Source organism: Myroides sp. C15-4, from assembly GCF_050522745.1.
GTDB lineage: Bacteria > Bacteroidota > Bacteroidia > Flavobacteriales > Flavobacteriaceae > Flavobacterium.
Genome location: NZ_JBMVQX010000018.1, coordinates 25630 through 49705 on the forward strand (window position 1 = coordinate 25630; position 24076 = coordinate 49705).

Genomic DNA, 24076 nt, shown 5'->3' on the forward strand with positions numbered 1-24076 from the left:
TGAAGAGAATAAAGAAGATTTGTACTTTGAATACAATGGAGCTGGTGATAGAACCGTAATGTATTATGGTAATGTTGCTACAACAAAAGAGCAAAGTTTGTATAGAAGGTATTATTCTTCAGATGGTAGTATAGAAATAACCTACAATACAAAAAATCAGAATATAGAGTATGTGTATTATGTAGATGGGGATGCGTATAATGCCACGGTAATAGCAAAAGGAGACAAAGCTAACGCTCCACAATACTATTATTTTCACCGAGATTATTTGTCTAGTATTGTCGCTATTACAAATCAAGTAGGAACCATTGTTGAAAAAAGACATTTTGATGCTTGGGGAACTGCTGTAAAAATAATGGATGGACAAGGACAAGTCCTGAATCAATTAACATTTACAGATCGAGGTTATACAGGACACGAACACCTTCAAGGAATCAATATCATTCAAATGAATGGTCGTTTGTATGACCCACAGTTGAGAAGATTTATGGCTCCTGATAATTATATACAGGACCCTTCAAATACACAAAACTTTAACCGCTATGGGTATGTATGGAACAATCCACTAAAATATACGGATCCCAGTGGTGAAGAAATTTCGTTTGTTGCGGCAGTAATTATTGGTACAGTTGTCGCTATGACAACTTATACGATGACCGCTCTTTTAGCAGATGTGCCTTTCTCCGCCGAAGGTTTTACAAAAAGCGCTATATTTGGAGCAGTCAGTGGAGCCGTTAGTTTTGGTGTTGGACAATTATTTCAGGTTGCTCAAGGGGCAAGTACAATAGTTACCATACAACAAGCCGTAGGACAAGCAATAGCCCATGGAATAAGTCAAGGAGCGATATCGGCTATTCAAGGTGGTAAATTCGGGTCTTCCTTTGCATCAGCGGCAGTAAGTAGTATGCTGTCTTTTGGGTTTATGGAATACGGCGGTAGTTTAGGAGATAATTCTGTAGCTATGGTTTCTTTTTCTACCGTTAGTGGCGGTGGAGTATCCGTATTAACAGGAGGTAATTTTTGGGAAGGAGCGGTAACTGCTTTTTATGTGAGTTTGTTGAATCATACGGCACATAAAATGACAGCGGATGGTGGAGATCAAGAAGATCCGTTAAAAAAGCATTCTTCAAATGTAAAACATTCTTTAGAGGAGTGGGCTGAGAGATATAAAGATATGTCTTGGAAAGAGATAGCTACTGAAGCAGGATGGAAACAAGGTCAACCATTAGGACCAAAAGCAGAATGGAGGTACGTCCAAGCTCCGGATGGAAAGGTAATGGACATGAGACATGTAGTAATAGTAGGGTATGGTTATGGTGAAAGTGTTGGTAATTTAATCGAGCATATTCAGAATATTCATTCTTCAACACGAGCTAGTGCTTTTGATCCACAAGATTATTATTCAAATCGAGTAGGAGCTTATTATTACCAAATGCGTCATTCTGGTAATTGGTCTTCATCTAGTTTTGCTTATGATTTTAAAAGGTTTATAGATGTATATTATAAAGTGCTATTTAGCACTGGTAAAAAATAGAGAATGAAACAAAGAATATATATTTTTATTATTGTATTTGGACTTTTTTTTAATTGTAGTAAAGTAGTTCAAAATTACAATGATTTAGTGAAAGTTAAGATAGGAATGCACTATAGAGAGGTAAATAGTATTATGAATAATAAACCACTAAAAGTTGAAAATGCTTTTTGGAATGATTCTTTATTTATTCAAAATTACGAATCTCCTAGTTCGGCATCTGATGATTATAAAATAGTATTTACTAAAAAAGATAGTATTGTAGTTGAAATCAATTACGGAGATTAGAATTAAAATGGTCAATTAATTAACAAATAATAGTTGTACAAGAATAGTACATTACATTGTTATAAGAATTCCATATAATATTTTATTCTTGTAAAGAATTTAATTTATCAAGGTATATACAGGGAAGTTTAAAAAAATAATTTAAAAAGTAATAAATTTAGAAAAGCAGTAGATCTATTTCCTACTGCTTTTTTTGTTTAAACACACACATTTAATAAACTTAATGCATTAATTCGTTCAACTTTTGTAACAGGCTACCCTTCAGTATTTACTAGATAAGAAGTATTTGAAAAGAAATTCGTTTTTGCGAAAACCGCTATATTTGGAGTAATAAGTAGGTTTGTGGCGGTGGAGTATCCGTATTAACAGGAGGTAATTTCTGGGAAGGAGCGGTAACTGCTTTTTATGTGAGTTTGTTGAATCATACGGCACATAAAATGACAGCGGATGGTGGAGATACAGATCCTCCAAAAGGCAGAAATAGCGAAGGAAAACTTTATGGTGGTGATGGTAGTGGTGATGGTTTGGATATGTTGTATAGAGTAGTTGATAATATCAATGACTGGTTACCTACTAAAGCAGCATTAGATATTGTTTATGGATTATTTACTGGGGCTGATTTAAATGGTAATCCAATGATGGCTACTGATTATGGATGGGCTGCGGTAGGAATAATACCAATGGGTAAAGCTTCTATAGCAACAAAGAGCGTAACGGGTTGGGTGAAAAGATCAGTTTATCAGTCATTTGACAAAACTGTTCAAAAAGATATAGCTAGAGCTGTTGCAAAAGGTATCGTTGCTCCCAAAGGAAACTCAGGAATTATAAAATTAACAGCTTCTGAAGCTCAATCTACAGGCTATACCTATAAATTAAAAATGATGGGAGAAAAGTCTAAAGACCTTAGAATTTATGGTAATGCGAATGCGAATGGACATATATATTTTGAGACACCAATGACTCATAAAAAGAACAGATAAATAGTATGAATGAAGAAAATATGAGAGCCTTATATAGTAAGGCAATAAATTTTATAAATATTTGGATTAAACAGCCTGAAAACATTAAAAAAATAGGAGATGAAATAGAACCAAAATATTTGAAAGATATTAATGATTTACGTTTTAAGAATACTAAAATAACTTTGATTTGGTTAAATAGAGACTATGAAAACTATAAAGTATGTATAACAATTTATTTTTTTGGAGATTCAGGTATTCTTTTAGGAGAATTTCTATATTTCGAGGATATGAAAGGAAACTACATTGAAGATAGAATATATTTTTTTGAAATTTTTGATTAATGCGAAAATAAATTTTAATTAATATGATGAGTGAAAAACTATTTAATATGCCAAGTGCAGAAGAAATGGATAGACTTTATGATGAAGCAAGAGAAGGGTTTAGATATTTAATCAATGTTCCTGATAATAAATCTATAGAAAATGAGCTTCAAGAAGATTTAGGGATATATTTTACAGATATTACAATGCAAAATAAAGAGATCCAGATTTTTTGGTTTCATGAGAATACAACCGATTACACAATAGAAGTATTTCTTACACTACTAGGAAAAGAAGATAGAGAAATTGGAGAATATGTTTATGTAATAGATCATGAAGGGAATGGTGTTGATGATCGGTTTTTTTATACAAAATAGCACTGGGGAAATTTAGTTAACAGTTTCGTTGACACATTGAAGAATCAAAAAGCAGTAGGGCTTCCCCTACTGCTTTTTTTATGCTCAAGCCTGATTTCATTCTGAAGTAAGTTACTCTTTTTGTAACAGGTTAACTTTCCGTGTATCCTACATAAGCAGTATAAAAAGAAATTCGGTTTTGTATGATACTTCATTAGTTAATTTATTTTGGGTATGTTGATTTGTTTTGTTAAATTAGATGGGTATAAATAGTATATTTATGAATAAAAGTACGATATATTTGTTAATTGTTTTTTTGCTAGGCATATTTTGTTATGCGCAAGAACAGCCACTAAATAATGAAGCATTTGTTGGGATTAATACGCGTTCCCCTCAAACTACACTAGATGTCAATGGGAAAGTAACCATTAGAGAAACGAATAATCTGGAAAATGAAGGTCATATTAAACCGTTGTATATCGATAAGGAAAGCGGTTTGGTCGGAACTATTGCGCCAGCAATTCCAACGGCTGCTATTTCGGTATTAACGGCTCATAATGATAATATCATGCCTAGTGATGAAACTAGCGCAGGACTGTTTAACCAAGGAAATACTGATTTAACGGTACCTTTATCTACAGCCGATCTCTCACCGAATAATTTGGGAATAACGGTTGATAATAATAGTATTGTGATTCTAGAGGATGGAACATATCAAATTAATGCCTATTTGAATATCATCATGTCTACCCCTAGTACCAATAAAAAAATTACAGTTGAATTTCCCGAGGTATACACAACTACAGGTAAACCAAAAGTTTCCACACAAACTATTGAAATCCCAGCTTATCATAGGCTTGTGTTTTTGTATGCAAAATTAAAGAAAGGCAATAGTGTAATTGCAGGGACTAGACCTATATTAACGAATGTATTGTCCAATCAGTCTAATATTGTTTCTCTTCCAACGGTAACCCTTAAATTGCAACAAGGCGATAAGCTTTCTTTGGCTTTTAGTCGAACCATGTCGAGCTCTAATGGTGTATCAAGCCCAGCGGGTGATGATGTGACCAAAATAGGGTTAGGCGCTAATTATGGGGCGAGTCCGTATAGTTTAACCATTACAAAACTGTAAAATACAAGTATTTTTTGTCCTTCCATTCCCAAGGTAGGAAACAGTAGCATGACAGCTCGTTTCTGTGTTTGCTGCACGACAAAAACTCTTTTTCGAATCAGATAAGGCTACGTCAAAAAACGGTGGATAGGGTTATTTATTGGGTTAAGGGAAACTCGACAGGTGAAAGCAACCAAGAAATGCCATCTTCATTTTGCTTCACATGCCAAATTACATGACCATAAGCCGCTTCACCAAGTGAAAAGCCTTCCCAAACAAAGGGAGGTACCCAAATGAGTTGGATCTCTCCATCACCACGCCAACCTGCTTCTTTGAATAAAGTTGCAGCTACAGCGAGGTATTCGTCCGCATTAGATAAGAATTCCGAAGGATTAAAGGTGAAGTGCAAGTTGTCTATATATTCATGAATGAACAGATGAAAGTGCTTTAATTCTTCAGGTTTGTATTGAATTATATCTTCTTTTGGGATGGAGTAGGCCATGGTTCAATGTTTGTATTGATAAAAATGAGGCAATCTTTTTTTAGGTGTAAAACCGAACGGCTAGACGTTTACGGGTGTTACAACTTCGTTATAGCTAATGAATGAGGATCTTCAACAGGGTGATGTCGATCGATACACTTTAAGTGCTAAAGGTAAGTATTCTTTTTTTGATGTAAAAGAGAGTGGATAGGGGTGGAAACGAAGAAGAGAAGGCTTAACCTATTTTTGCAACTAACTGAAGTTTGTGCTAAATATAGGAGATCTTATCTAACCATAGCGTCCTAGATACGCGCGTTTTTCAGCATGCATGACAGGATGCTATTGTTCAATTACATCGGTTTTGATCTTTATTGGTCAATAAACTTATTGCTTTTGCTGATGTTGCAATCACTACAAAGGGTTTGTAAGTTCTTGAGCTCTGTCAAACCACCCAGTGAAAAGGGAAGTTTATGGTCAATGTGTAATTTTGCACCGTCTAGGGCACCATGTCCACAAGCAACACATTTAAAATTGTCTTTTTTTAGTACTTTGTATCGCAGTCCAAGTGGAATCGTTCGCTTGCTTTTATTTTGAACTACTTTCAAAGGCAAATGCTCAATTTCCTCGTCTTTTCCCGTGAATATATAGTCTAACTTATTGTAAGTGGGCAAAATTTCAAGCTGATACCCTTTATTGCCTTGGAAATGCCCTTTTAATAGGGACACAACAATAAAGTCATTTAAAAATTTTTCAGGTGAAGTATTGACTAGTTGCTTGGTAGTGGGGTCAAAAATGCCGAGTATTAAATCGTTATTGTCTGTTATGTCATAGTTGAGCTTGCGTAAAATATCGCAAAAAACAAGTTGTTTTTGTCTGCGGTGTGCTTGAGCAAGTTGAGCACTGCCTTTATACTGCTCAATAAATTTTATCTTTTGGGTTAAGTAAATGACATTTTTACTTTCCTTTTCTGTCGTTAGGTTTAGAGAAAAGATTAGGCCTTGTTTCCCATTGATCTTGGTGAAGCAAAATAGCCGATAAAATTGGCTGGTGTTTTTATACAGTTGAAGGGAAACTTGCAGTTCACCATCTAAAATAGGAAAAGTATAGTCGTGATAATTTTGCAATAGATTAATGTCGTTTTGGTTGTATCGTATGTGATCCGTCACACCTTTTGTACCTGCAAGTATAAAATTTCCAATTTGTATTTGGTTTGGCAGTTTTGTATCCCGCATCAATTGTGCGAAAATACGAGCGTCGGTATGTTTGCTCATGTTTTGTTTTTTATCTCACTTAGTTTATATTTTGTTTTGGTGTTCGATAAACCTACACTTCGTTTCGGTTTGTGATAGTTATTCTTTTAGAGGATTTACCTATCTCTCATAACTCTCCTAAACGGTTGTCTGACATAGAAAGGACTGGTAAACCTTGAATCGAATTATATTATTTTTTTGTATGTGGTTGTTTTTTTATCCCCCTCTTTTACAATTTGCTTGTTTACAACTGCTTGTTTTAAATCGCGACTCGCCGTTGCAGAAGAGATATCCTTAAAATAGTTTAGATAATCTTTTCTGCTAAATGTATTGTTGTTATTTTCTAGAAACAGCATAATTCTATCGTTCGGGGTTAGTTTCTGAACTGAATGTTCTACTAGTTCAGCTAAAGAATGATCTATAATTTTCAACATATACTCGATAAATTTAGTCGATTTGCCTTCGTTGTCTGATTGTGCTAAGGCGAGGTAATAGTCGTCTTGATTTTTGGAAATTAAGGTTTCAAAAGGTAGAAATTCAAATATAGGGTAATCTTGCATTAAAATTAGTGTTTGCCATAATCGACCCATTCTTCCATTTCCATCTAAAAAAGGATGAATAAATTCCATTTCATAATGGAATACACAACTTTTAATAAGGGTTGATTCCGATTTGTCTTTTAAATACTCAAAAAGATCTTTCATTAGAAATGGAACATTGTCAAATGGAGGAGCAATATGCTCTACTTTAGAACCTTTAACAATTCCGACTCCTTGCTTTCTATACTTTCCAGGTTTATCGATTAATTTTTTTAAAAGTAAGTGGTGTGCATGTAAAAAATCTTTTTCTTTTTTTGGATTTAATTGGCTTATATTCTTGTAAACGTCTAAAGCATTAAGTACTTCCAGAATATCTTTTTCTGAACCAACTACTCTTTTATTTTCAATAATAGCCGTTATTTGCTCTTCAGTTAACGTATTTCCTTCAATTTTAAGGGAAGAATGAATCGTTTTAATTTGATTTTGTTTCCTTAATGTAGGATTAGTCTTGATTAAGTAGGTTGCATTAACCGTTCCAATCTTTTCTGAGATCGAAGCGATATACTTTACTATTTCCGATGTTATGTCGTAAGGAGGCTTCATTGATACTATCATTTGATACTATCAACAAAGTTAAAATTTTAATCTTGAATTCTGATGTAAGGAATTAAAATAACCTCAAATAAAAAAGCGCTGTAGGAGAACTACAGCGCTTCTTGATTTATAACTGATTGAAAATCAATCTGTGTTAGGATTAGTTTTTAATTAGTTTAGCTGTGGCAACACGTTGGCCATCTGCTTCTAAAATGATTAAATAGGCTCTTTTCTTTTGCTATGGTAATGCATTGTTGAGGTAGTGTAGTTGTTTGATTGATATAACCATTAGCGTGGTTATTTATAGCCAAACGGTTTACGTTCCAGGTTCGGATAGCTGGATATTCGTAGTTGCACCTGAGGCATGGTAGGACGTCGTATTTGTTCCTATACCAAATTTCCATTCCTCCCAGTTGCCTCGTCTTGGAGTTCGGATTATCACCTCTTCCTGCATCAAACATGTCCCACAAGAACAAGGGGTAATTCGAAAAGAAGGCAAGGAAATCCGTCTTTTTTAACTAATTTTACAAAAAAAGAAAAGAAGCAGCTGCTCGATGCCTTACTCGAGCGCGCACTGGTTGATTAAATCCCTGCATGACATATCGTAGGCACACGATTAGGATGTGTATTAAAACGTATGAGCAACAGGAATATTCAACCAAAACAAGGGCATAGCACATGAAAAAACACACTTATACCTATACGCCAGCTTGCAAAGCACTGGTTGTTTTTAGTAAACCAACACTAGATTTATATCAAGAACCCTATTTGAATGAAATAGAGGATTTGTCTATTGACAATGCTGCTGCCTTTCAGGTGGATCTAACGAAGTTTCCTCAGGTAAAAAGATTGACTATCGCCACGAAAGAGCCTTATACCCTAGATGATCTCGCGCATCTACAGCAGTTGGAAGAACTAAATACCAATTGTTTTTTACCTGAAAGTGTAGCGAAACTCAGCCAATTAAAGACGCTAAAACTAAGTGATCAAGCCCTGTTACACCTGCCAGAGGCATGGAAGGATTCAGCTGTTACTTCGTTGTCACTCTATTATGCTCCAAAAGGAGAGCCGCCTATTCCCATGCCTGATTTTGTCTATCAAATGACACAGTTAGAAGCATTGGAATTGACGCTGTGTAATTTTTCTGAATTAAGTGAAGAAATCAATAGGCTTACGCAATTAAAGGTGCTAAAGATTAAGTGCTCCATGACGCATTTAAACGATTTTCCTTCCTTGTCAGGCTTATTGAACCTGCGTCATCTCGTGGTAGATGGAGAAACGGTACAAGGACAATTAAGACCTAAATTCGCCCTCTTTTCAAAGGTTTTAGAACAAGTGTGCCAGCTGAGTGAATTGGAAACATTGGATATCAGCAGTTGGTATCCGAAGAATCAAAAAGAGCGAATTGCCTTCGAGGGAAAGAAAAATTCCCTACCTGATGTTTTTGCTCGCTTTCACAAGCTAAAGAAACTGACAATCGCGTGGATGAAGTTGGATTATTTACCACCCACTATTTCTCAACTGTCTGCCTTAGAAGAATTGAATATAGTCGCTAATTATCTAGCCGAAGAAGAGCTAGATCATGTACAACAACAACTACCTCAATTGAATATCGTTGGAAGAGGACACAACAAGAGCCGTTTTTAATCGAAACGCAAAGACAAAGAACTGAAAAAACAAAAAGATGAAAAGAGTAGTAAGCATCGTATTACTTGTGATGGTATGCCTGAGTTGTGGTATAAAAGAAGGGCGTATAGACAACCTTGAAGTTCGCAATGGAGTAACCTATGAAAAGAATGAAACCAAAGCATTTACGGGAGTCGCTAGGAGTTATCATGCGAATGGACAAGTTGATGTTGAGGAACAATATAGCTACGGCAAGTTGGAGGGTATTGCTAAACGCTACTATGCGGATGGGCAGCTAAAGATAGACGTCCATTTTGTACAAGGTGAACGAGAGGGAATCATGAAAGAATATGATCCACAGGGACACCTACTTATGGAAACCACGTATAAGAAAGGAAAGGTAGACGGGAGTAAAAAGGAGTACTATACTACTGGACAAGTAGCCATTGACGCAAGCTTTAAAGCGGGAAAGCTACAGGGCATAAGTAAAAAGTATACCGAAACGGGACAACTGATTCTGGAAACAAATTTTAAGGATGGGCTAGAAGATGGCGTAACGAGAGGATACCATGAAAACGGACAACTAGCTGTTGAAACACAGTATACCAACGGGAAATTAGATGGAGTAAGCAAAGAGTACCACAAGAATGGGCAACTAGCAGGAGAAGCGAGCTATAAGGATGGGGAATTAGATGGGGTAGTTAGGGGATATGATGGGGATGGACAATTGATCGGAGAGGCGTGGTATATCGACGGGGAACTCAAGGAGAGCTGTAAAAAGGAGTAGTCAGGTCACTGTATGATAGCGGAAATAGCCATCCGAAGACTGTTGCTGGGATCACTCTTATTTCAACATGAATTTATTGTCCTTTTTTCTATAAAAACAAGAGCGGTGGAGTAAGGTAGAGGATAAGGTTATAACGCAATATCAACTTTGATAATTTCAATCGTATCATCACTGAGAACAGGCGTACTTTTATGCGCATCCATATTACACAAGATAATGCGTGTAGTAGCTTTAAGGTCACTTTTTTGTAATTTTTTTATACTCTTGTTTTTCTTTGCATTAAAAAGAGAAGGCGCCACATTGAACGCTTCGCCAATCAAGATGGTATTTTCACCATGAGAAATAATATCATGCGCATTCTTATTTTCATTGCCAAATTCTACCTCAAATTCAGTGAATTGAGTTAAATGCACATAATTCCCATCCAATATACTTTTTACGCCATAGAGAATAACTAAATCGGACATAATTCGATTGGACGCTTCAAAAAAAGAAACCTTAGACCAAGGTCCGGCTCCAATTTTATCTCTTTTTATTTTGGTCATTAGTTCTAAAAGATTGTCTGCTTCTATTGTTAGCGGAATCTCATCTAGTAAGTTTTTGTAAGCGGTAATGGCAGCATCGATATTTGCTTTGGTTAACTTTCGAGGGAGTTTCTTCATCGTTTTATGTAGTTTATTTTGTCTTGGACCTAGGGGAACATAGTACTTTGTTTTGGGTGACATAATTTAAACGAGAATGTGCATGTATACATCCGCATCAAATCTAGTGTTCGCTCAATCCGAAATAACGGGGCGACTTTTACCAAAGGTAGTATTTTTTGGCAGAATAGGAGGGATTAGGTCCTGCAGGTAATGGTAAAATAATATCCTTTATGCAGGTTTTTTTTTGTTTTACAGCCGTTTTTTAGCCTTTTTGTGTCCGAAAAGTAACGGATATAGATCCTTTTTGTTACTTCGTATCTGTGTAAAAATCAATCCATTGCGATCTATATTTGCAAATGTCCCCTATTTGTCCACCCCCTAAATTAGCGTTGTTTTAACAAAATGGAATACCTTGTCCTCATTTGTGTTCTTTGTTGACTACATATAAAACGAAGAATGCGATTTTTAATCCCCTTTACTAGAACATAGCATGAAGCAAAAACGACGTTTACTAGGGCTTTTTTATGTGGATTTTCACGTCCAATTATGGCCCAGATTCAGACTAGATCAGAGTCAGATTATAGCTTTTTTTACTTAGTAACGGCTCAAAGGATTGGCCTAGCTAAGTTAGAGATTTACAGCATGAACTAAACGAACGATGATGAACAAAAAACTACTTTTAATAGGCTTTCTATTGGGTATGCTTTTTTCGGCCCAGCTAACCCAAGGGCAAAGTTATACTCCTTTAGCGATTACCTCTGGTTTTAATGAAGATGTTATTGCAGAGGAGGGGCCTGCATCGACTTATACTACTGCAGCGGTTGATGCAACAAATTCTGGTGCGAATAATGCGTTTATGAGTAAGAATTACCCCGATGCTACGGTAGGACTACCAGAAAATGGATTAATTCATTCTATTGCTACAGCTACGCCTGGATTGTCTTTTCAACTAGCGGATTACGATAAAAAGAACAGCTTAAAGATTAATGCGGATAATGGAACAGGTACTTTAACTGTTCAAACTACACAGAAGCTTAGTATACTTTATATTTTAGCCACTTCGGGTAGTTCCGTTTCAACGTTTACGGGAACAATTACTTTTACAGATGGAACGCAACAAGTTTTTGGTGAGCAATCTGTTCCCGATTGGTATGATCAAGGGAGACCGGCAATTGCCATTATAGGAATTGGAAGAGTTCCTCGTTCTGGAAGCGAAAATCCAGATAATAATACAACGAATCCTAAGCTATTTCAAGTTGCCATTGATATTGACCTGGTGAATCAAGATAAGATCATTCAACAAGTGGCTGTTATTAAAACAAGTTCAACAAGTGGATTTTTAAATATTTTTGCTTTATCCGGTGAAATTACGCCCACATGTAGAAAACCAGTAGATTTAGGCATTCAGAATTTGACGGCAACAAGTGTGGAGTTGACCTGGAACAGTCCAGGTCATGCGTTTGATATCAAATGGGGAGACCGAAATTTTGCCATTGCAACAGCTGGAACTTTAGTACCCGGTTTTGCTAATGGAGGTACACTTACGGGCCTAACCGCTGATAGGGATTACGACTATTATGTACGTCAGGATTGTGGTGTTGTAGATGGAGTAAGTACCTGGGAAGGACCTTTTCAATTTAGAACAGGATATTGCATACCGACAGGAGCTACAAATAATCCAGATGAGATTCTAAATTTTACACTGTCCAATCTAAATAACAATTCTGTTACTTCTGAAGGAACAGCTGGCTATAAGAATTATGCTGGAACAGTTGAGCCTGCCGTACTAGAAATAGGGGAAGCCTACGTAGCTTCTTTGACTAGTGGAAGAGGAACTGGACTTCACGGAGCTGCGATTTGGATCGACTATAATAATAATCTTGTTTTTGATGCTAATGAGCAAGTGAGTGTAATTGGCAATACGATATCACCGAGTACCACGGTTTATTTTCCAAGTTTTACTGTTCCTGCAACTGTACAACCGGGTCTATACCGACTAAGAGTACAATACCATCACAATAAACCTGGGGCTGATTTAGATCCTTGTAGACTGTCCCGTATTTATGGAGAAACGGAGGATTATAGGGTTGAAATTATACCTGCACCTACCTGTTTTCGACCACTAGATAGCCGCGTACAACGAGTTAGTAAAAATTCGGCCCATGTGGTTTGGGATGCTCCGATACAAGGAGATCCACCTGCTTTGGGATACAAAATTGAAGTTAGAACAAGTGGGCGTCCAGGTGATGCTACAGGGTTAGTTCGTACGCTAACTACAACTAATTTATCAGAAACGATAACGGGATTAGCGATTGAAACAGATTATCTTGTTTACATTCAATCCCTTTGTAGTACAACAGATGAAAGTGCTTGGAGCAAGGTAGCCTTTACGACCTTATGTGATTATCCTGACTATGAATTAACAACAGATCCTACAGATTTATCGTTCTGTGGTTCTCGTGCGGTTACTTTAGAAGTGGACACGCAAGGAATCGTCAATTGGTACGATTCCGAAACAGCCACAACGCCAATACACACTGGAAATACCTATACCACTACAGTATCAGCTACTTCTTCCTTTTGGTATCAAGTTGTTACCCCTGACACGGCTACAATTCCAACTGGTCCTTTAGATGCTGAAGAAGTAGGTCCGTCAAGAAATAATTGGATTAAGGAGTGGGGGGTGTATTTTACGATTTTAGAACCAACCCTATTAAAGAGTATTGATATTTATCCTACTACGGCTGGACAATATGGTGAAATGAAATTTGTACAAAGAGGAGGAACAGGGGCCACCATAGGGGAGATCAATTATACCACAGTGGGTGATTTAACGGCAGAAAAACAAGTCGTTCCTATTAATATTCGTTTCGAACCAGGAGACTACACCATAGAGACCAATTTACCAGTCGATGGTATTCTTAGAAATGCAGCTTATGCGTCCTATCCTTATTCCTCAGCAGTAGCTTCTATTACAGGCAATGAATACCAGCTTTCTTATTATATGGGCTATTACAATTGGATTTTTGAAACGGGATGTAAAGCGATACGAGAAGAAGTTGTCGTTACTGTCATGCCGTCTCATAGTATTGCGAATGCAACAGTAGCGGTTACGGCAACAGAAGGAGCGACCTTACAGATTACTTCAGCCGCTTCGTCCTTTACGATAGAATATGGATTAAGGGGGTTTGAACAAGGAACAGGAACCGTTGTTGAAGGAGTAGGACATTCCTACGGATTCAGCAGTTTACGCGGGTATACCGCCTATGATGTGTATATACAAGCTCAACCTTGTGGTCCTTTATATGGTCCTCTGACTTTTACTACCCAAGCACCAACGGATACCCAAGTGATTACAGTCTCAGACCTTAGTAAAAACTATGGGGATTTGCCTTTTACTACTGGTTCATCGGATAGTGGATTGCCGTTGAGTTATCAGGTTGAAAACGAAGCAGTAGCTGTTTTTGAGCAAGGACAATTGGTCATTAAAGGAGCGGGTACAACGCGTATTACAGCGAGTCAAGGAGGAGATGCACAATATGTACCTGCTGCAGATGTCGTTTTTACCTTAACGGTTAATAAAGCTATGTTAACGATTACGGCAGAGGCGAATCAACAGAAAGTATATGGTGATCCAGATCCTGTATTTACGTTTGATGTGGATGGATTACAGTATGAGGATGACGCTAGTATAGTCACTGGACTGGGGAGAGTTGCTGGAGAGGCTGTAGGGACTTATCCCTTAGAACAAGAGAATTTAACCGCAGGGCCTAATTATGAGATTACTTTTGTAGGCGCTGATTTTACCATAACTGAGGCAATCTTAACCGTAACTGCAGATGCGCAAACCAAAGCCTATGGAGCAACAGATCCTGCCTTAACTTATGAAGTTACGGGATTACAAAACGGAGATCAAGCAACTGAAGTGCTAACTGGACAGCTTACCCGTCAGGTAGGGGAAGCAGTAGGTACCTATGGGATTAACCAAGGTAGTTTAGTAGCAAATACCAATTATACTTTGGTGTATGAAGGCGCTGATTTTACCATAACCGAAGCGATCTTAACGGTAACGGCGGAAACAAAAACCAAAGTGTATGGAGCAACGGATCCTGCCTTAACTTATACGGTTACAGGATTACAAGAAGGAGACGATGCTGCTACTGTTCTAAGCGGAAGCTTAGTGCGTCAGGTAGGGGAGTCTGTGGGTACCTATGGGATTAACCAAGGTAGTTTAGCTACAACACCCAATTATACCCTAGTGTATGAAGGCGCTGATTTTACCATAACCGAAGCGATCTTAACGGTAACGGCGGAGCCTAAAACCAAAGCCTATGGAGCAACAGATCCTGTATTAACTTATACGGTTACAGGATTACAAACAGGAGACGATGCTGCTACTGTTATAAGCGGAAGCTTAGTGCGTCAGGTAGGAGAAGCAGTAGGTATCTATGGGATTAACCAAGGTAGTTTAGTAGCAAATGCCAATTACACCCTGGTGTATGAAGGTGCTGATTTTACCATAACCGAAGCGATCTTAACGGTAACTGCCGCAGCGCAAACCAAAGCCTATGGAGCAACAGATCCTGTATTAACTTATGCAGTTACGGGATTACAAGCAGGAGACGATGCTGCTACTGTTATAAGCGGACAGCTGACCCGTCAGTCAGGAGAAGCAGTAGGTACCTATGGGATTAACCAAGGTAGTTTAGTAGCAAATGCCAATTACACCCTGGTGTACGAAGGCGCTGATTTTACCATAACCGAAGCGATCTTAACGGTAACGGCGGAGCTTAAAACCAAAGTGTATGGAGCAACGGATCCTGCCTTAACTTATGCAGTTACAGGATTACAAACAGGAGACAATGCTACTACTGTTCTAAGCGGAAGTTTAGTGCGTCAGGTAGGGGAGTCTGTGGGTACTTATGCGATTAACCAAGGCAATTTAACAGCAACAGCTAATTATACCCTAGTGTATGAAGGTGCTGATTTTACGATAACGGAAGCAACCTTAACGGTAACGGCGGAGCCTAAAACCAAAGTGTATGGAGCAACGGATCCTGCCTTAACGTATACGGTTACAGGATTACAAGAAGGAGACGATGCTGCTACTGTTATAAGCGGACAGCTTACCCGTCAGGTAGGAGAAGCGGTAGGTACCTATGCGATTAATCAAGGAAGCTTAGTAGCAAATGCCAATTATACTCTTGTGTATGAAGGCGCTGATTTTACTATAACGGAAACGATCTTAACGGTAACGGCGGAGCCTAAAACCAAAGCCTATGGAGCAACAGATCCTGTATTAACTTATACGGTTACAGGATTACAAACAGGAGACGATGCTGCTACTGTTATAAGCGGAAGCTTAGTGCGTCAGGTAGGAGAAGCAGTAGGTATCTATGGGATTAACCAAGGTAGTTTAGTAGCAAATGCCAATTACACCCTGGTGTATGAAGGCGCTGATTTTACTATAACGGAAACGATCTTAACGGTAACGGCTGAGCCTAAAACCAAAGTGTATGGAGCGACGGATCCTGTATTAACTTATACGGTTACGGGATTACAAAACGGAGATCAAACCACACAGGTAGTAACCGGACAGCTTAGCCGTCAGGTGGGTGAAGCAGTGGGTACCTATGCAATTAATCAAGGTAGTTTAGCAGCAACAGCGAATTATACTTTGGTGTATGAAGGAGCAGATTTTACCATTTCACCGATTGAATTGGTTATTTATCCGCAACAGAACCAAGCCAAAGAATACGGTACTGCTGATCCTATCTTGACTTTTACTGCAGTTGGATTAAGCAATGAAGATACCCTAGCAACGGCTTTACGCGGTGCATTAGGTCGAAATACAGGCGAAAATGTAGGTCGTTATCCCTACACCTTAGGAAGCTTAGAAAGTATTGGAAATAATTATGTATTGCGCTTAGATACAACCGAGCGTTTTGAGATTACGCCTACTTCAATCGATATTGTTGTTGATGCAGGGCAATACAAGCGTCATGGACAAACAGACCCTGTATTGAGGTATACTATTCAAGGATTGCGTCGTGGCGATTATCCCGCTAATGTTATGACGGGGCAGTTAGAACGCGAGGCAGGTGAAGCAGTAGGTCAATATACGATTACACAAGGCAGCCTTGCCCCACGAGCGAATTATATCATTCGTTCGTTTACAACCGCTACTTTCGAAATTAAGAGAGCTGTAATACAAGGGCTTAGCTTGCCTTCAAAAACAGTGGTTTACGATGGAGAGGCTCAGTATTTAGAAGTAGAAGGATCGTTGGACACGGGGGCAACAGTAACCTATGAAAACAATGGACAAACCCAAGTAGGGCGTTATACTGTAGCGGCTACTATTGCAAATGAACCCAACTATGAACCCCTCCGCTTAGTGGGCACCTTGACGATTACACCGGCAGAGCAATACATTCGCTTTGGAGTTGTGTCAACGGTGGTACTGGAAGATACACCATCTTTGCCACTTCAAGCAGTGGCTAGTTCTGGTTTAGCTGTAACCTATACGATTGATGATCCAGCTGAACAAGCTATTGCACAAGTGGATGCAGCAGGAGTGATTTACTTCTTAAAACCGGGGTTTGTAACGGTAACAGCCCATCAAGAGGGGAATGCCAATTACCAAGCGGCAGTTCCTGTATCGCGTACTATCCAAGTGAGAAGTCGAGATACGACTATCGAAAACTTAGTTGTTGATGGGGTTTCCTATAGAAAGATTCCACATGAAGTATATGTGGAGGTTGGTTGTGAAGGACTTACGAACAGCGTTTTGATTGAAGTTGAAACAGCAGAAGGCACTTTGGTCTTCCCGTCTTCCACTATTGTGGTGGAGCTCCCTGAATACGGCACTTATAAACAAGAAATAGAAGTTCTTGCTGAAGATGGTATTCACCGAGAAACCTATACTGTCATTATTGAAAAGAGAATGCCATGGGAGGGCGTTTTGCTACAGAAATACGACAACCTTGTTTTTGTTAATAACAACTCCAAAACTAATGGAGGATATGTGTTTTCAAAATACGAATGGTATAAAAACGGACAAAAAGTAGCGGACAAACAGCTGTTCTCCGAAGGAGGAACATCGGGTGATTTGTTGGATCCTACAGCAGCATACTACGCTGTACTTTACACTAGTAGAGGTCAAGTATTCACGACCTGTCCGATGCAAGTGACGCGCAAAAACACCTATGCCATGACGGTATATCCGAATCCAGTCGATAAGAATAAACCTTTGACTGTTCGATTTGATTACCCTGTAGCAGCGTTTAAAACAAGCGAGTACACCATTTACAACACCCTTGGACAGTTCATCACCAAAGGTCAGTTAGGACAGGCGGTATCCGTCATTGACTTGCCGTTTGACCTAGCGGCAGGTGCCTATATTTTGGTGATTAAAGTCGATGGAAAACCACAATCCGTTCGATTTATCGTCAAGTAATACAAAAATCGCTTGCTGCTTAAAAACAGCAAGCGATTTTTTTTTTTGAGATAAAAATAAAAATCAACCTACTCCGCTCCTTCACTTCTTTACCAATCATAGGTAATACATCGTTAGCTTTATTTAAGCGAAGTTTTTTTCCTTGTGCTAAATCACGCACAAAACGCAAGCCTACACTAGCATGTAGTGCTAATTTCTCTTGTGTAAGTTTTAATTCTTTTCGCTTTTACTTTACAAATCCTTGTATTGAACTCATAGCTGTACTTTATCAGCTATAAATAGAGATAAAAACACAATATAATACCCCTTCGGGTATCGTTTTGTTTTATTTTGATGTTTTATACCCGAAAGGTGTTTTTTGTTTACTTATAGTAACTATTTTAAATTTTACTATAAGTAAAATAAAGAAAATAATTTATTCGGGTTTATTTCTGGATTTCTGACGTAAAAAACGGATTGTAAACTTTATTTACTTTAACCTAACTGTTTGTTTATGTTGAGGTAATATAGTGTTGTTTTAGAGTGTTATTCTTCATGTTTAGATAAAATTTTCATAATACTATTTTTTTACTATTTGTAAAAAATATAAGCAATTTTGTCTTGTTATTTATTAAAAATAAAACGGTATGATGAACACGAAGTTTACCTTATGTCTAATTTTGCTGTTGAGCGTAATTTCGATGCAAGCACAACAGCAACCATTAAAAGGAAGAGTACTGGATGGGGGTGAATCCCTACCAGGTGTGGTTGTAGAGATTGCTAGTACGGGCAAATACACGACAACGGATTTAAACGGGGACTTTTCGTTTCATGATTTGGAAGCGAAAGAATATGAAATTACCTTGAAGTATTTTGGCTATGCGGATAAGCAAGAAGTTGTTGACCTAAGCCAACAGCAGCAGTATACGTTTACTATGACGACTTCTCATAATAATTTAGATGAAATTGTCATTACGTCTTCCAAGCGTTTGAGTGAAGCGAAAGCGATTAACATGCAAAAGAATTCCATTAGTTTGGTCAATGTAGTAGCCTCAGATGGGATTGGTAAATTGCCTGATCGAAACGCTGCGGAAACAGTACAGCGTATTCCTGGGGTGTCCATTGAGCGCGATCAAGGCGAAGGGCGCTATGTTGCGGTTCGAGGATTGCCTGCTGAATGGAATTCAACCACGATGAATGGACATCGCTTGCCTACTGCAGCTGATGAAGGCGCAAGTAGAGCAACGGCATTTGATTTTTTTCCAACTGAAATTATCGGCTATGTGGAGGTATTCAAAGCCTTGACACCCGATATTGATGGAGATGCCTTGGGTGGAAGTGTAAACTTTATTACGAAAACGGCTCCTGCGGACTTTACGTTAAATGCGTCCTTAGGGATGGGGTACAATCAGCTGTCGAATAAAGGGGTGTACAGCGGAAGCTTTACTGTTGGGGATCGCTCTAAAAACGGCAAGTTGGGCTATATTGTAAACCTATCTCAATGGAACCGAAACTGGGCAACAGACAATTACGAAGCAAGGCGCTCAGGAGATGAAGGAGTGTATCGCTTAGAGTTGAGAGATTATACAGGAGAACGTCAAACAACAGGACTCAATACCGGTTTTGAATATAAAATAAGTGATAATTCTAAACTTTTTGCTCGTTTGAATTACGGAAAATTATTGGATAAAGAACTGCATTATAAGCGACGTATCCGCTTTGATAAATTTAATGCAGCTACACAAACGGGGCGTATTGAGCTGCAAAATATCGTCAATGATTTGAATTTTGATTTCTACGGAGGCGAAGTAGGGGGAATACACGATTTGGGTAAAGGAAAAATGGATTGGAGTTTGGGACATTATAGAACGGAGTTCTACTATGGCAATATTCCAGATAAAGCGAATCACAGCTATTTGGCCTTGATGTATACTCAAGATGATGTGCCATTTAATGGGGATCTATTGGAAGATAGAGGTAACGGTATGCGCGCGTATTGGCAAGCAGATCAAGGGGCATTAAATACCGGTAATGTATTCAACTATTTAAGCGATTCAAACTTTGTGGATGACCCGAAGAAAATGAAGTTTTCAAATCTACAGCTGTATAAAGTGGGTGTAAAAGAAAGAGATAATATAGTAGCTGCTGCAAATTACGAATGGGAATCCGCTAGTGATTTTAAGTGGAAAGTTGGAGCTAAGTTTGTCGATAAAGAGCGATCAGCAACATTTGCCGATGAGTTTTATGGATGGACGGGGTCTCAGCCTACACCAGTACTGGCAGATCAACAACCGTATTTGGTAGGGCAACCAGGGGCATCGGATTACCTAAAGCCACTAGATGCAACTATAGGGAATAGTTTTGGTCCTGTATTGTCTAAGGCAGGAATGAAAGATTTTTATTTTAACCACTTTTTTAATGGCGATTTGACCCTATTGAAAGGCGATTCAGAAATTCTTGCGGAAGGTAGAGGATTGGGGCGTAACTTTAAAGTAAGAGAACAACATAGCTCTGCTTTTGGTATGCTGACCTATCAAATCAATGATCAATTGACCTTTTTAGGAGGATTACGTGCAACGCATACGCATACAACCATTGATGGTTATAATTATCAACAAGAGGAAGGACAAGCAACAGGACAGCTGACTAAAGTAAGGGATACCAAAAGTTATCTTTCGCTTTTGCCGATGTTGCACCTAAAATATACCCTAGCAGACAATACCAACCTGCGTTTAGCAATGACCCGAACCTTTACACGTCCTGATTTTGGTTACTTGGCTCCTGGGGGAACTTATTTAGCGGCAGACAATCAGTACGTTGGTGGAAATCCATCAGTAAACCCTACGTATGCCTATAATTTTGACCTTATGGGCGAGCATTATTTTGGCGATTTGGATGTTATTTCAGGTGGAGTATTCTACAAGCAAATAACGGATCCAATTTTTGTCAATGCGGAACAAGGAACCTATAATGGAATCAGTGGTGTGGAAATGGCACAGCCGCGAAATGGAGACAATGCTTGGTTGTTGGGAGCGGAAATCAGCGGAAATAAAAAGTTTGACTTCTTACCTGGTTTTTTCAGCGGGTTTGGAATACAAGCGAATTATACCTTTACCCAGTCAGAAATGAAAATTCCTTCGCGAGCGGGAGTAACGTCCTTACCCCGTCAGGCAAAGCATTTGTTCAACGCACAGCTTTACTATGAAAAAGGAGGGCTTAATGTACGTGCCGCCTATAATTTTAAAGGGAAATACATTACCGAACACGGGGCAAGTGGTTTGTCTCGAGATGATGTGTACTATGGAGATTATGCGAGTTTAGATGCTAATATCACCTATAAAATCAACAAGAATTTCACCATCTTCCTGGAGGCGAATAATTTGTTGAATTCAAAGTTAGCCTATTACTATGGAGATTCGAGTCGTCCTTTGCAAGTAGAATACTACGGAGTAAAAGGAATGCTGGGATTGAAGTGGGAATTGTAATTCTTTTATTTAAGCGAAGAAAAAGACCTGATTGTTGCGATCAGGTCTTTTTTATTGGGGCTAGGTTAGGGCTGTTACGCCTACTCTAAAATGCTGTCCCGTGTTGGCGGCATCAAAGGCTTGGGTTAACTCCGTTAGGTTGTATTGGGCACTGACCAAATCGCCAAAGGGAAAGCGATGGTGGTGTTGGGATAAAAACTGTATCGCCTTAGCGAGATCTTGTGGGATGTAGTTGTGTAAGCCGCGGATCGTTAGGAGTTTGCGCACTACTTTCTCGGCATTAATTGGCGTGGCTGCCTGGTTAAATACAGCGCCAATCCAAATGCTACTACCGCCAATGCCCAGTAATTCAATGCCTTCTTCCATTACGGCAGGAATGCCAGTGGTGTCGATAACGACATCGGGACTGAGGTTAGCCTTGGCTAATAGCTGTTGTTTTGCTGCTATATCCAAGGTGTTGATCAGGGTGAGTTGTGCGCCAAATTTCTCTCCTAAAGCCAAGCGGTCTGCGTTAAGATCACAAAGAATAAGGTGTTTTGCGCCTAAAGTAGTGGCCATGGCTGTTGCGGATAATCCCAACATACCCGCGCCATAAATTAGCACGGTTTTACCTTCTAGATTACCCGCTAAGCGCAAACCGCCGGCTATAGTAGCATGGGTGCAATTAAGCGGGGCGATTTCCTGCAAGCTCAAATGGGAGGGAAGTTTAAAAATAGCCGTGCCCTTTTTTAAGAGGCAGTGGGTAGCAAATCCGCCGTTGAGTTCTCCTTCATTAAAAGGATGATGCCCATATTTGTAGAGCGAAAGGGATTTTTGAGGATATCCTCTTTGCGCCATGGGATCGTCTTCTTCGTGAGCGTAAACACACCACGTAACCAAATCCCCAAGCATCAGTGTTTGTCCGGTGTAATCTTTGTTGTTAGATGGGAGATGTACAATTCGCCCTACAATTTCATGCCCTAATATTGTGGGACTATCCAGCGCTCGTCGCCCACAATAGGTGTGTAGGTCGCTCGTGCAAATTGTGGTATAAGCAATCTCGACAAGGGTTTCTCCCTCGGGTACAGGTTCAAGCTGAACTTCTTGAGCTGTAAAGGTCTTGGTTGTGTTATCAAACACCATAGCCGTGGCTTTTGTTGATTTCATATTTTTACTATTTGTAAACATTTTCTTCCTGAAGTATAGGTTTGTTTTATTGTTTAATTTCGATGTAAACTAGGAGGTATTCTCCTTGTTTTATTGGTGTTGTAAAGGTATGTGCTTTGTTTATAGGTTGTTTGGGTGGGTTGTAAGCTTAACCTAAAGTTTACTTTCTGTTAATATTTCCTTGTTTTCTTTCTGTTACTTTTGTTTACAAATAATAAAATAATCATCTCATGAAAGGAGCAATAGTTACAAAGAGTAAAAATACAGAAACGTGGTTTTTGTTGATTTCCGTTTTTCTTTGTTATACAGGCATGTATGCCGTGCGCAAATCTTTTTTGGCAGGACAATATTCGGATATGACGGTATTCTTTGGTATGGATCCCAAAATTCTACTGGTAATCAGTCAGGTTTTTGGGTATATGATTTCCAAATTTGTGGGCATTAAGATTGTTTCCGAGATGTCAAAAAGCAGCCGTTTATACTGGTTAATTGGTGCGACAACGTTTGGGTTGGCGATGTTGGGGTTATTTGCGATTTTGCCTGGTGAATGGAAGTTTATTGCTTTGTTTTTAAATGGATTGCCTTTGGGGATGATTTTTGGTATCGTATTCTCTTATATTGAAGGGAGAAAAAATACAGAACTACTAGCGGCGGCGCTGAGTGCAACCTTTATCTTTTCTACGGGATTTGTCAAGTCAGTAGGCTTGTTGCTGATGGAAAATTTTGGGGTAAATGAATACGATATGCCTTTTCTAACGGGACTGTTGTTTTTTCCGTTGTTTCTCTTGTGTTCTTTTATCATGAACAAATGCAAAGGGCCTTCTGTGGGAGATATCGAAGCGCGTAGTGAGCGAAAACCCATGTATAAAAAGGATCGAATGGCTTTTTTAAAAGCCAATGGCTTGGGGTATTTGGGTTTGGTCTTAATTTATGTTATTCTTACCATTGTACGCGATTTTAGAGATAATTTTGTCGTAGAGTTTTGGGAAGAGCAAGGAGCTAGTGGAGCTCCCAAACTAATCACACTAACAGAAATTCCAGTTGCACTTATCGTACTGATTATTGCCGCGTGTAGTGTGCTAATTAAAAACAACAAAAAGGCTTTTAATCTGGGGATTTATATGACAGTCACCGGAGCATTAGCCATGGTAGGTACAACCATTCTCTTTAAAGAAGGTCAAGTATCTGCAATTGTCTGGATGATTGTATCGGGGATTGGTGTGTACTTGCCCTATATTTTATTTCACTGTTTAATTTTTGAACGATTGGTGGCTTTATTGAGCTTTAAAGGAAATGTGGGCTTTTTGTTCTATTTCGCAGACTCATTGGGCTATTTTGGCAGCGTAGCAGTTTTGTTGCTCAAGGAGATTGTCGGTTTTGAACAGCGATGGACAGATTTCTTCATCAACTTAAATATACAAGCAGCCCTAGTGATTCTGTTGGTTGCTCTGGTTGTCATCTGGTTTTTTAAAAAGCAATTGGAGAAAAAACCAATCTTACATAACGCAACAGTTTAAAAAT

Annotated in this window: 17 protein-coding genes and 1 pseudogene; 11 read left to right on the forward strand and 7 right to left on the reverse strand. The window is 38.7% G+C overall.

The window, feature by feature from the left end; genetic code table 11:
* Nucleotides 1-19 precede the first annotated feature (19 nt).
* The 6 genes from ACPDHL_RS09495 to ACPDHL_RS09520 all read left to right on the forward strand — a co-directional run bounded on the left by ACPDHL_RS09495 (nt 20) and on the right by ACPDHL_RS09520 (nt 4589).
* The gene (locus ACPDHL_RS09495) at nt 20-1534 is read left to right on the forward strand and encodes an RHS repeat domain-containing protein (RefSeq protein ID WP_430532528.1); all 1515 of its coding nucleotides are present in this window, start codon (nt 20-22) and stop codon (nt 1532-1534) included.
* A 3-nt stretch (nt 1535-1537) separates the two neighbouring features.
* Nucleotides 1538-1819, forward strand: a complete 282-nt coding sequence (locus ACPDHL_RS09500) for a hypothetical protein (protein WP_430532529.1) — start codon at nt 1538-1540, stop codon at nt 1817-1819.
* 437 nt (nt 1820-2256) lie between these two features.
* A complete protein-coding gene (locus ACPDHL_RS09505) occupies nt 2257-2799 on the forward strand; it encodes a hypothetical protein (protein WP_430532530.1) in 543 nt (180 codons plus the stop codon).
* 5 nt (nt 2800-2804) lie between these two features.
* Entirely contained in the window at nt 2805-3122 is a 318-nt protein-coding gene (locus tag ACPDHL_RS09510; protein ID WP_430532531.1) for a hypothetical protein, read from the forward strand.
* 23 nt (nt 3123-3145) lie between these two features.
* Complete coding sequence (locus ACPDHL_RS09515) at nt 3146-3478, forward strand: hypothetical protein (protein WP_430532532.1); 333 nt, start codon at nt 3146-3148, stop codon at nt 3476-3478.
* Nucleotides 3479-3737: 259 nt separating this feature from the next.
* Nucleotides 3738-4589 carry a hypothetical protein gene (locus ACPDHL_RS09520; protein WP_430532533.1) on the forward strand — a complete coding sequence of 284 codons (852 nt, stop codon included), beginning with the start codon at nt 3738-3740 and terminating at the stop codon, nt 4587-4589.
* A gap of 136 nt (nt 4590-4725) precedes the next feature.
* Here the strand turns inward: ACPDHL_RS09520 and ACPDHL_RS09525 are convergent, their stop codons facing one another.
* The 4 genes from ACPDHL_RS09525 to ACPDHL_RS09540 all read right to left on the reverse strand — a co-directional run bounded on the left by ACPDHL_RS09525 (nt 4726) and on the right by ACPDHL_RS09540 (nt 7931).
* Complete coding sequence (locus tag ACPDHL_RS09525) at nt 4726-5070, reverse strand: hypothetical protein (protein WP_430532534.1); 345 nt, start codon at nt 5068-5070, stop codon at nt 4726-4728.
* 347 nt (nt 5071-5417) lie between these two features.
* Nucleotides 5418-6320: an HNH endonuclease gene (locus ACPDHL_RS09530; protein WP_430532535.1), complete on the reverse strand. Its 903-nt coding sequence runs from the start codon at nt 6318-6320 to the stop codon at nt 5418-5420.
* A gap of 164 nt (nt 6321-6484) precedes the next feature.
* Nucleotides 6485-7441, reverse strand: a complete 957-nt coding sequence (locus ACPDHL_RS09535; RefSeq protein WP_430532536.1) for a Fic family protein — start codon at nt 7439-7441, stop codon at nt 6485-6487.
* A 307-nt stretch (nt 7442-7748) separates the two neighbouring features.
* Nucleotides 7749-7931, reverse strand: a complete 183-nt coding sequence (locus ACPDHL_RS09540; RefSeq protein ID WP_430532537.1) for a hypothetical protein — start codon at nt 7929-7931, stop codon at nt 7749-7751.
* Nucleotides 7932-8110: 179 nt separating this feature from the next.
* Between ACPDHL_RS09540 and ACPDHL_RS09545 the strand changes: the two genes are divergently transcribed.
* On the forward strand, nt 8111-9079 hold the full coding sequence (locus tag ACPDHL_RS09545; protein WP_430532538.1) for a leucine-rich repeat domain-containing protein: 969 nt from the start codon (nt 8111-8113) through the stop codon (nt 9077-9079).
* Nucleotides 9080-9116: 37 nt separating this feature from the next.
* Nucleotides 9117-9845 carry a toxin-antitoxin system YwqK family antitoxin gene (locus tag ACPDHL_RS09550; protein ID WP_430532539.1) on the forward strand — a complete coding sequence of 243 codons (729 nt, stop codon included), beginning with the start codon at nt 9117-9119 and terminating at the stop codon, nt 9843-9845.
* Nucleotides 9846-9973: 128 nt separating this feature from the next.
* On the opposite strand, the gene ACPDHL_RS09555 is transcribed toward ACPDHL_RS09550, so the two are convergent.
* Nucleotides 9974-10507 (reverse strand): hypothetical protein, encoded by a 534-nt coding sequence (locus tag ACPDHL_RS09555; RefSeq protein WP_430532540.1) that lies wholly within the window; start codon nt 10505-10507, stop codon nt 9974-9976.
* 643 nt (nt 10508-11150) lie between these two features.
* Here ACPDHL_RS09555 and ACPDHL_RS09560 point away from each other — a divergent pair.
* Nucleotides 11151-17945, forward strand: coding sequence for an MBG domain-containing protein (locus ACPDHL_RS09560; RefSeq protein WP_430532541.1), 6795 nt, complete (start codon nt 11151-11153; stop codon nt 17943-17945).
* A 19-nt stretch (nt 17946-17964) separates the two neighbouring features.
* Here ACPDHL_RS09560 and ACPDHL_RS09565 read toward each other — a convergent pair.
* A pseudogene (locus tag ACPDHL_RS09565) lies at nt 17965-18201 on the reverse strand (transcriptional regulator).
* Between the two features lie 370 nt (nt 18202-18571).
* Between ACPDHL_RS09565 and ACPDHL_RS09570 the strand changes: the two are divergent.
* Nucleotides 18572-21409 (forward strand): TonB-dependent receptor, encoded by a 2838-nt coding sequence (locus ACPDHL_RS09570; RefSeq protein ID WP_430532542.1) that lies wholly within the window; start codon nt 18572-18574, stop codon nt 21407-21409.
* A 60-nt stretch (nt 21410-21469) separates the two neighbouring features.
* Here ACPDHL_RS09570 and ACPDHL_RS09575 read toward each other — a convergent pair whose 3' ends face one another.
* Complete coding sequence (locus tag ACPDHL_RS09575; protein WP_430532543.1) at nt 21470-22555, reverse strand: zinc-binding dehydrogenase; 1086 nt, start codon at nt 22553-22555, stop codon at nt 21470-21472.
* Nucleotides 22556-22785: 230 nt separating this feature from the next.
* Between ACPDHL_RS09575 and ACPDHL_RS09580 the strand changes: the two genes are divergently transcribed.
* Entirely contained in the window at nt 22786-24072 is a 1287-nt protein-coding gene (locus ACPDHL_RS09580) for a DUF5690 family protein (RefSeq protein ID WP_430532544.1), read from the forward strand.
* Nucleotides 24073-24076: the final 4 nt, after the last annotated feature.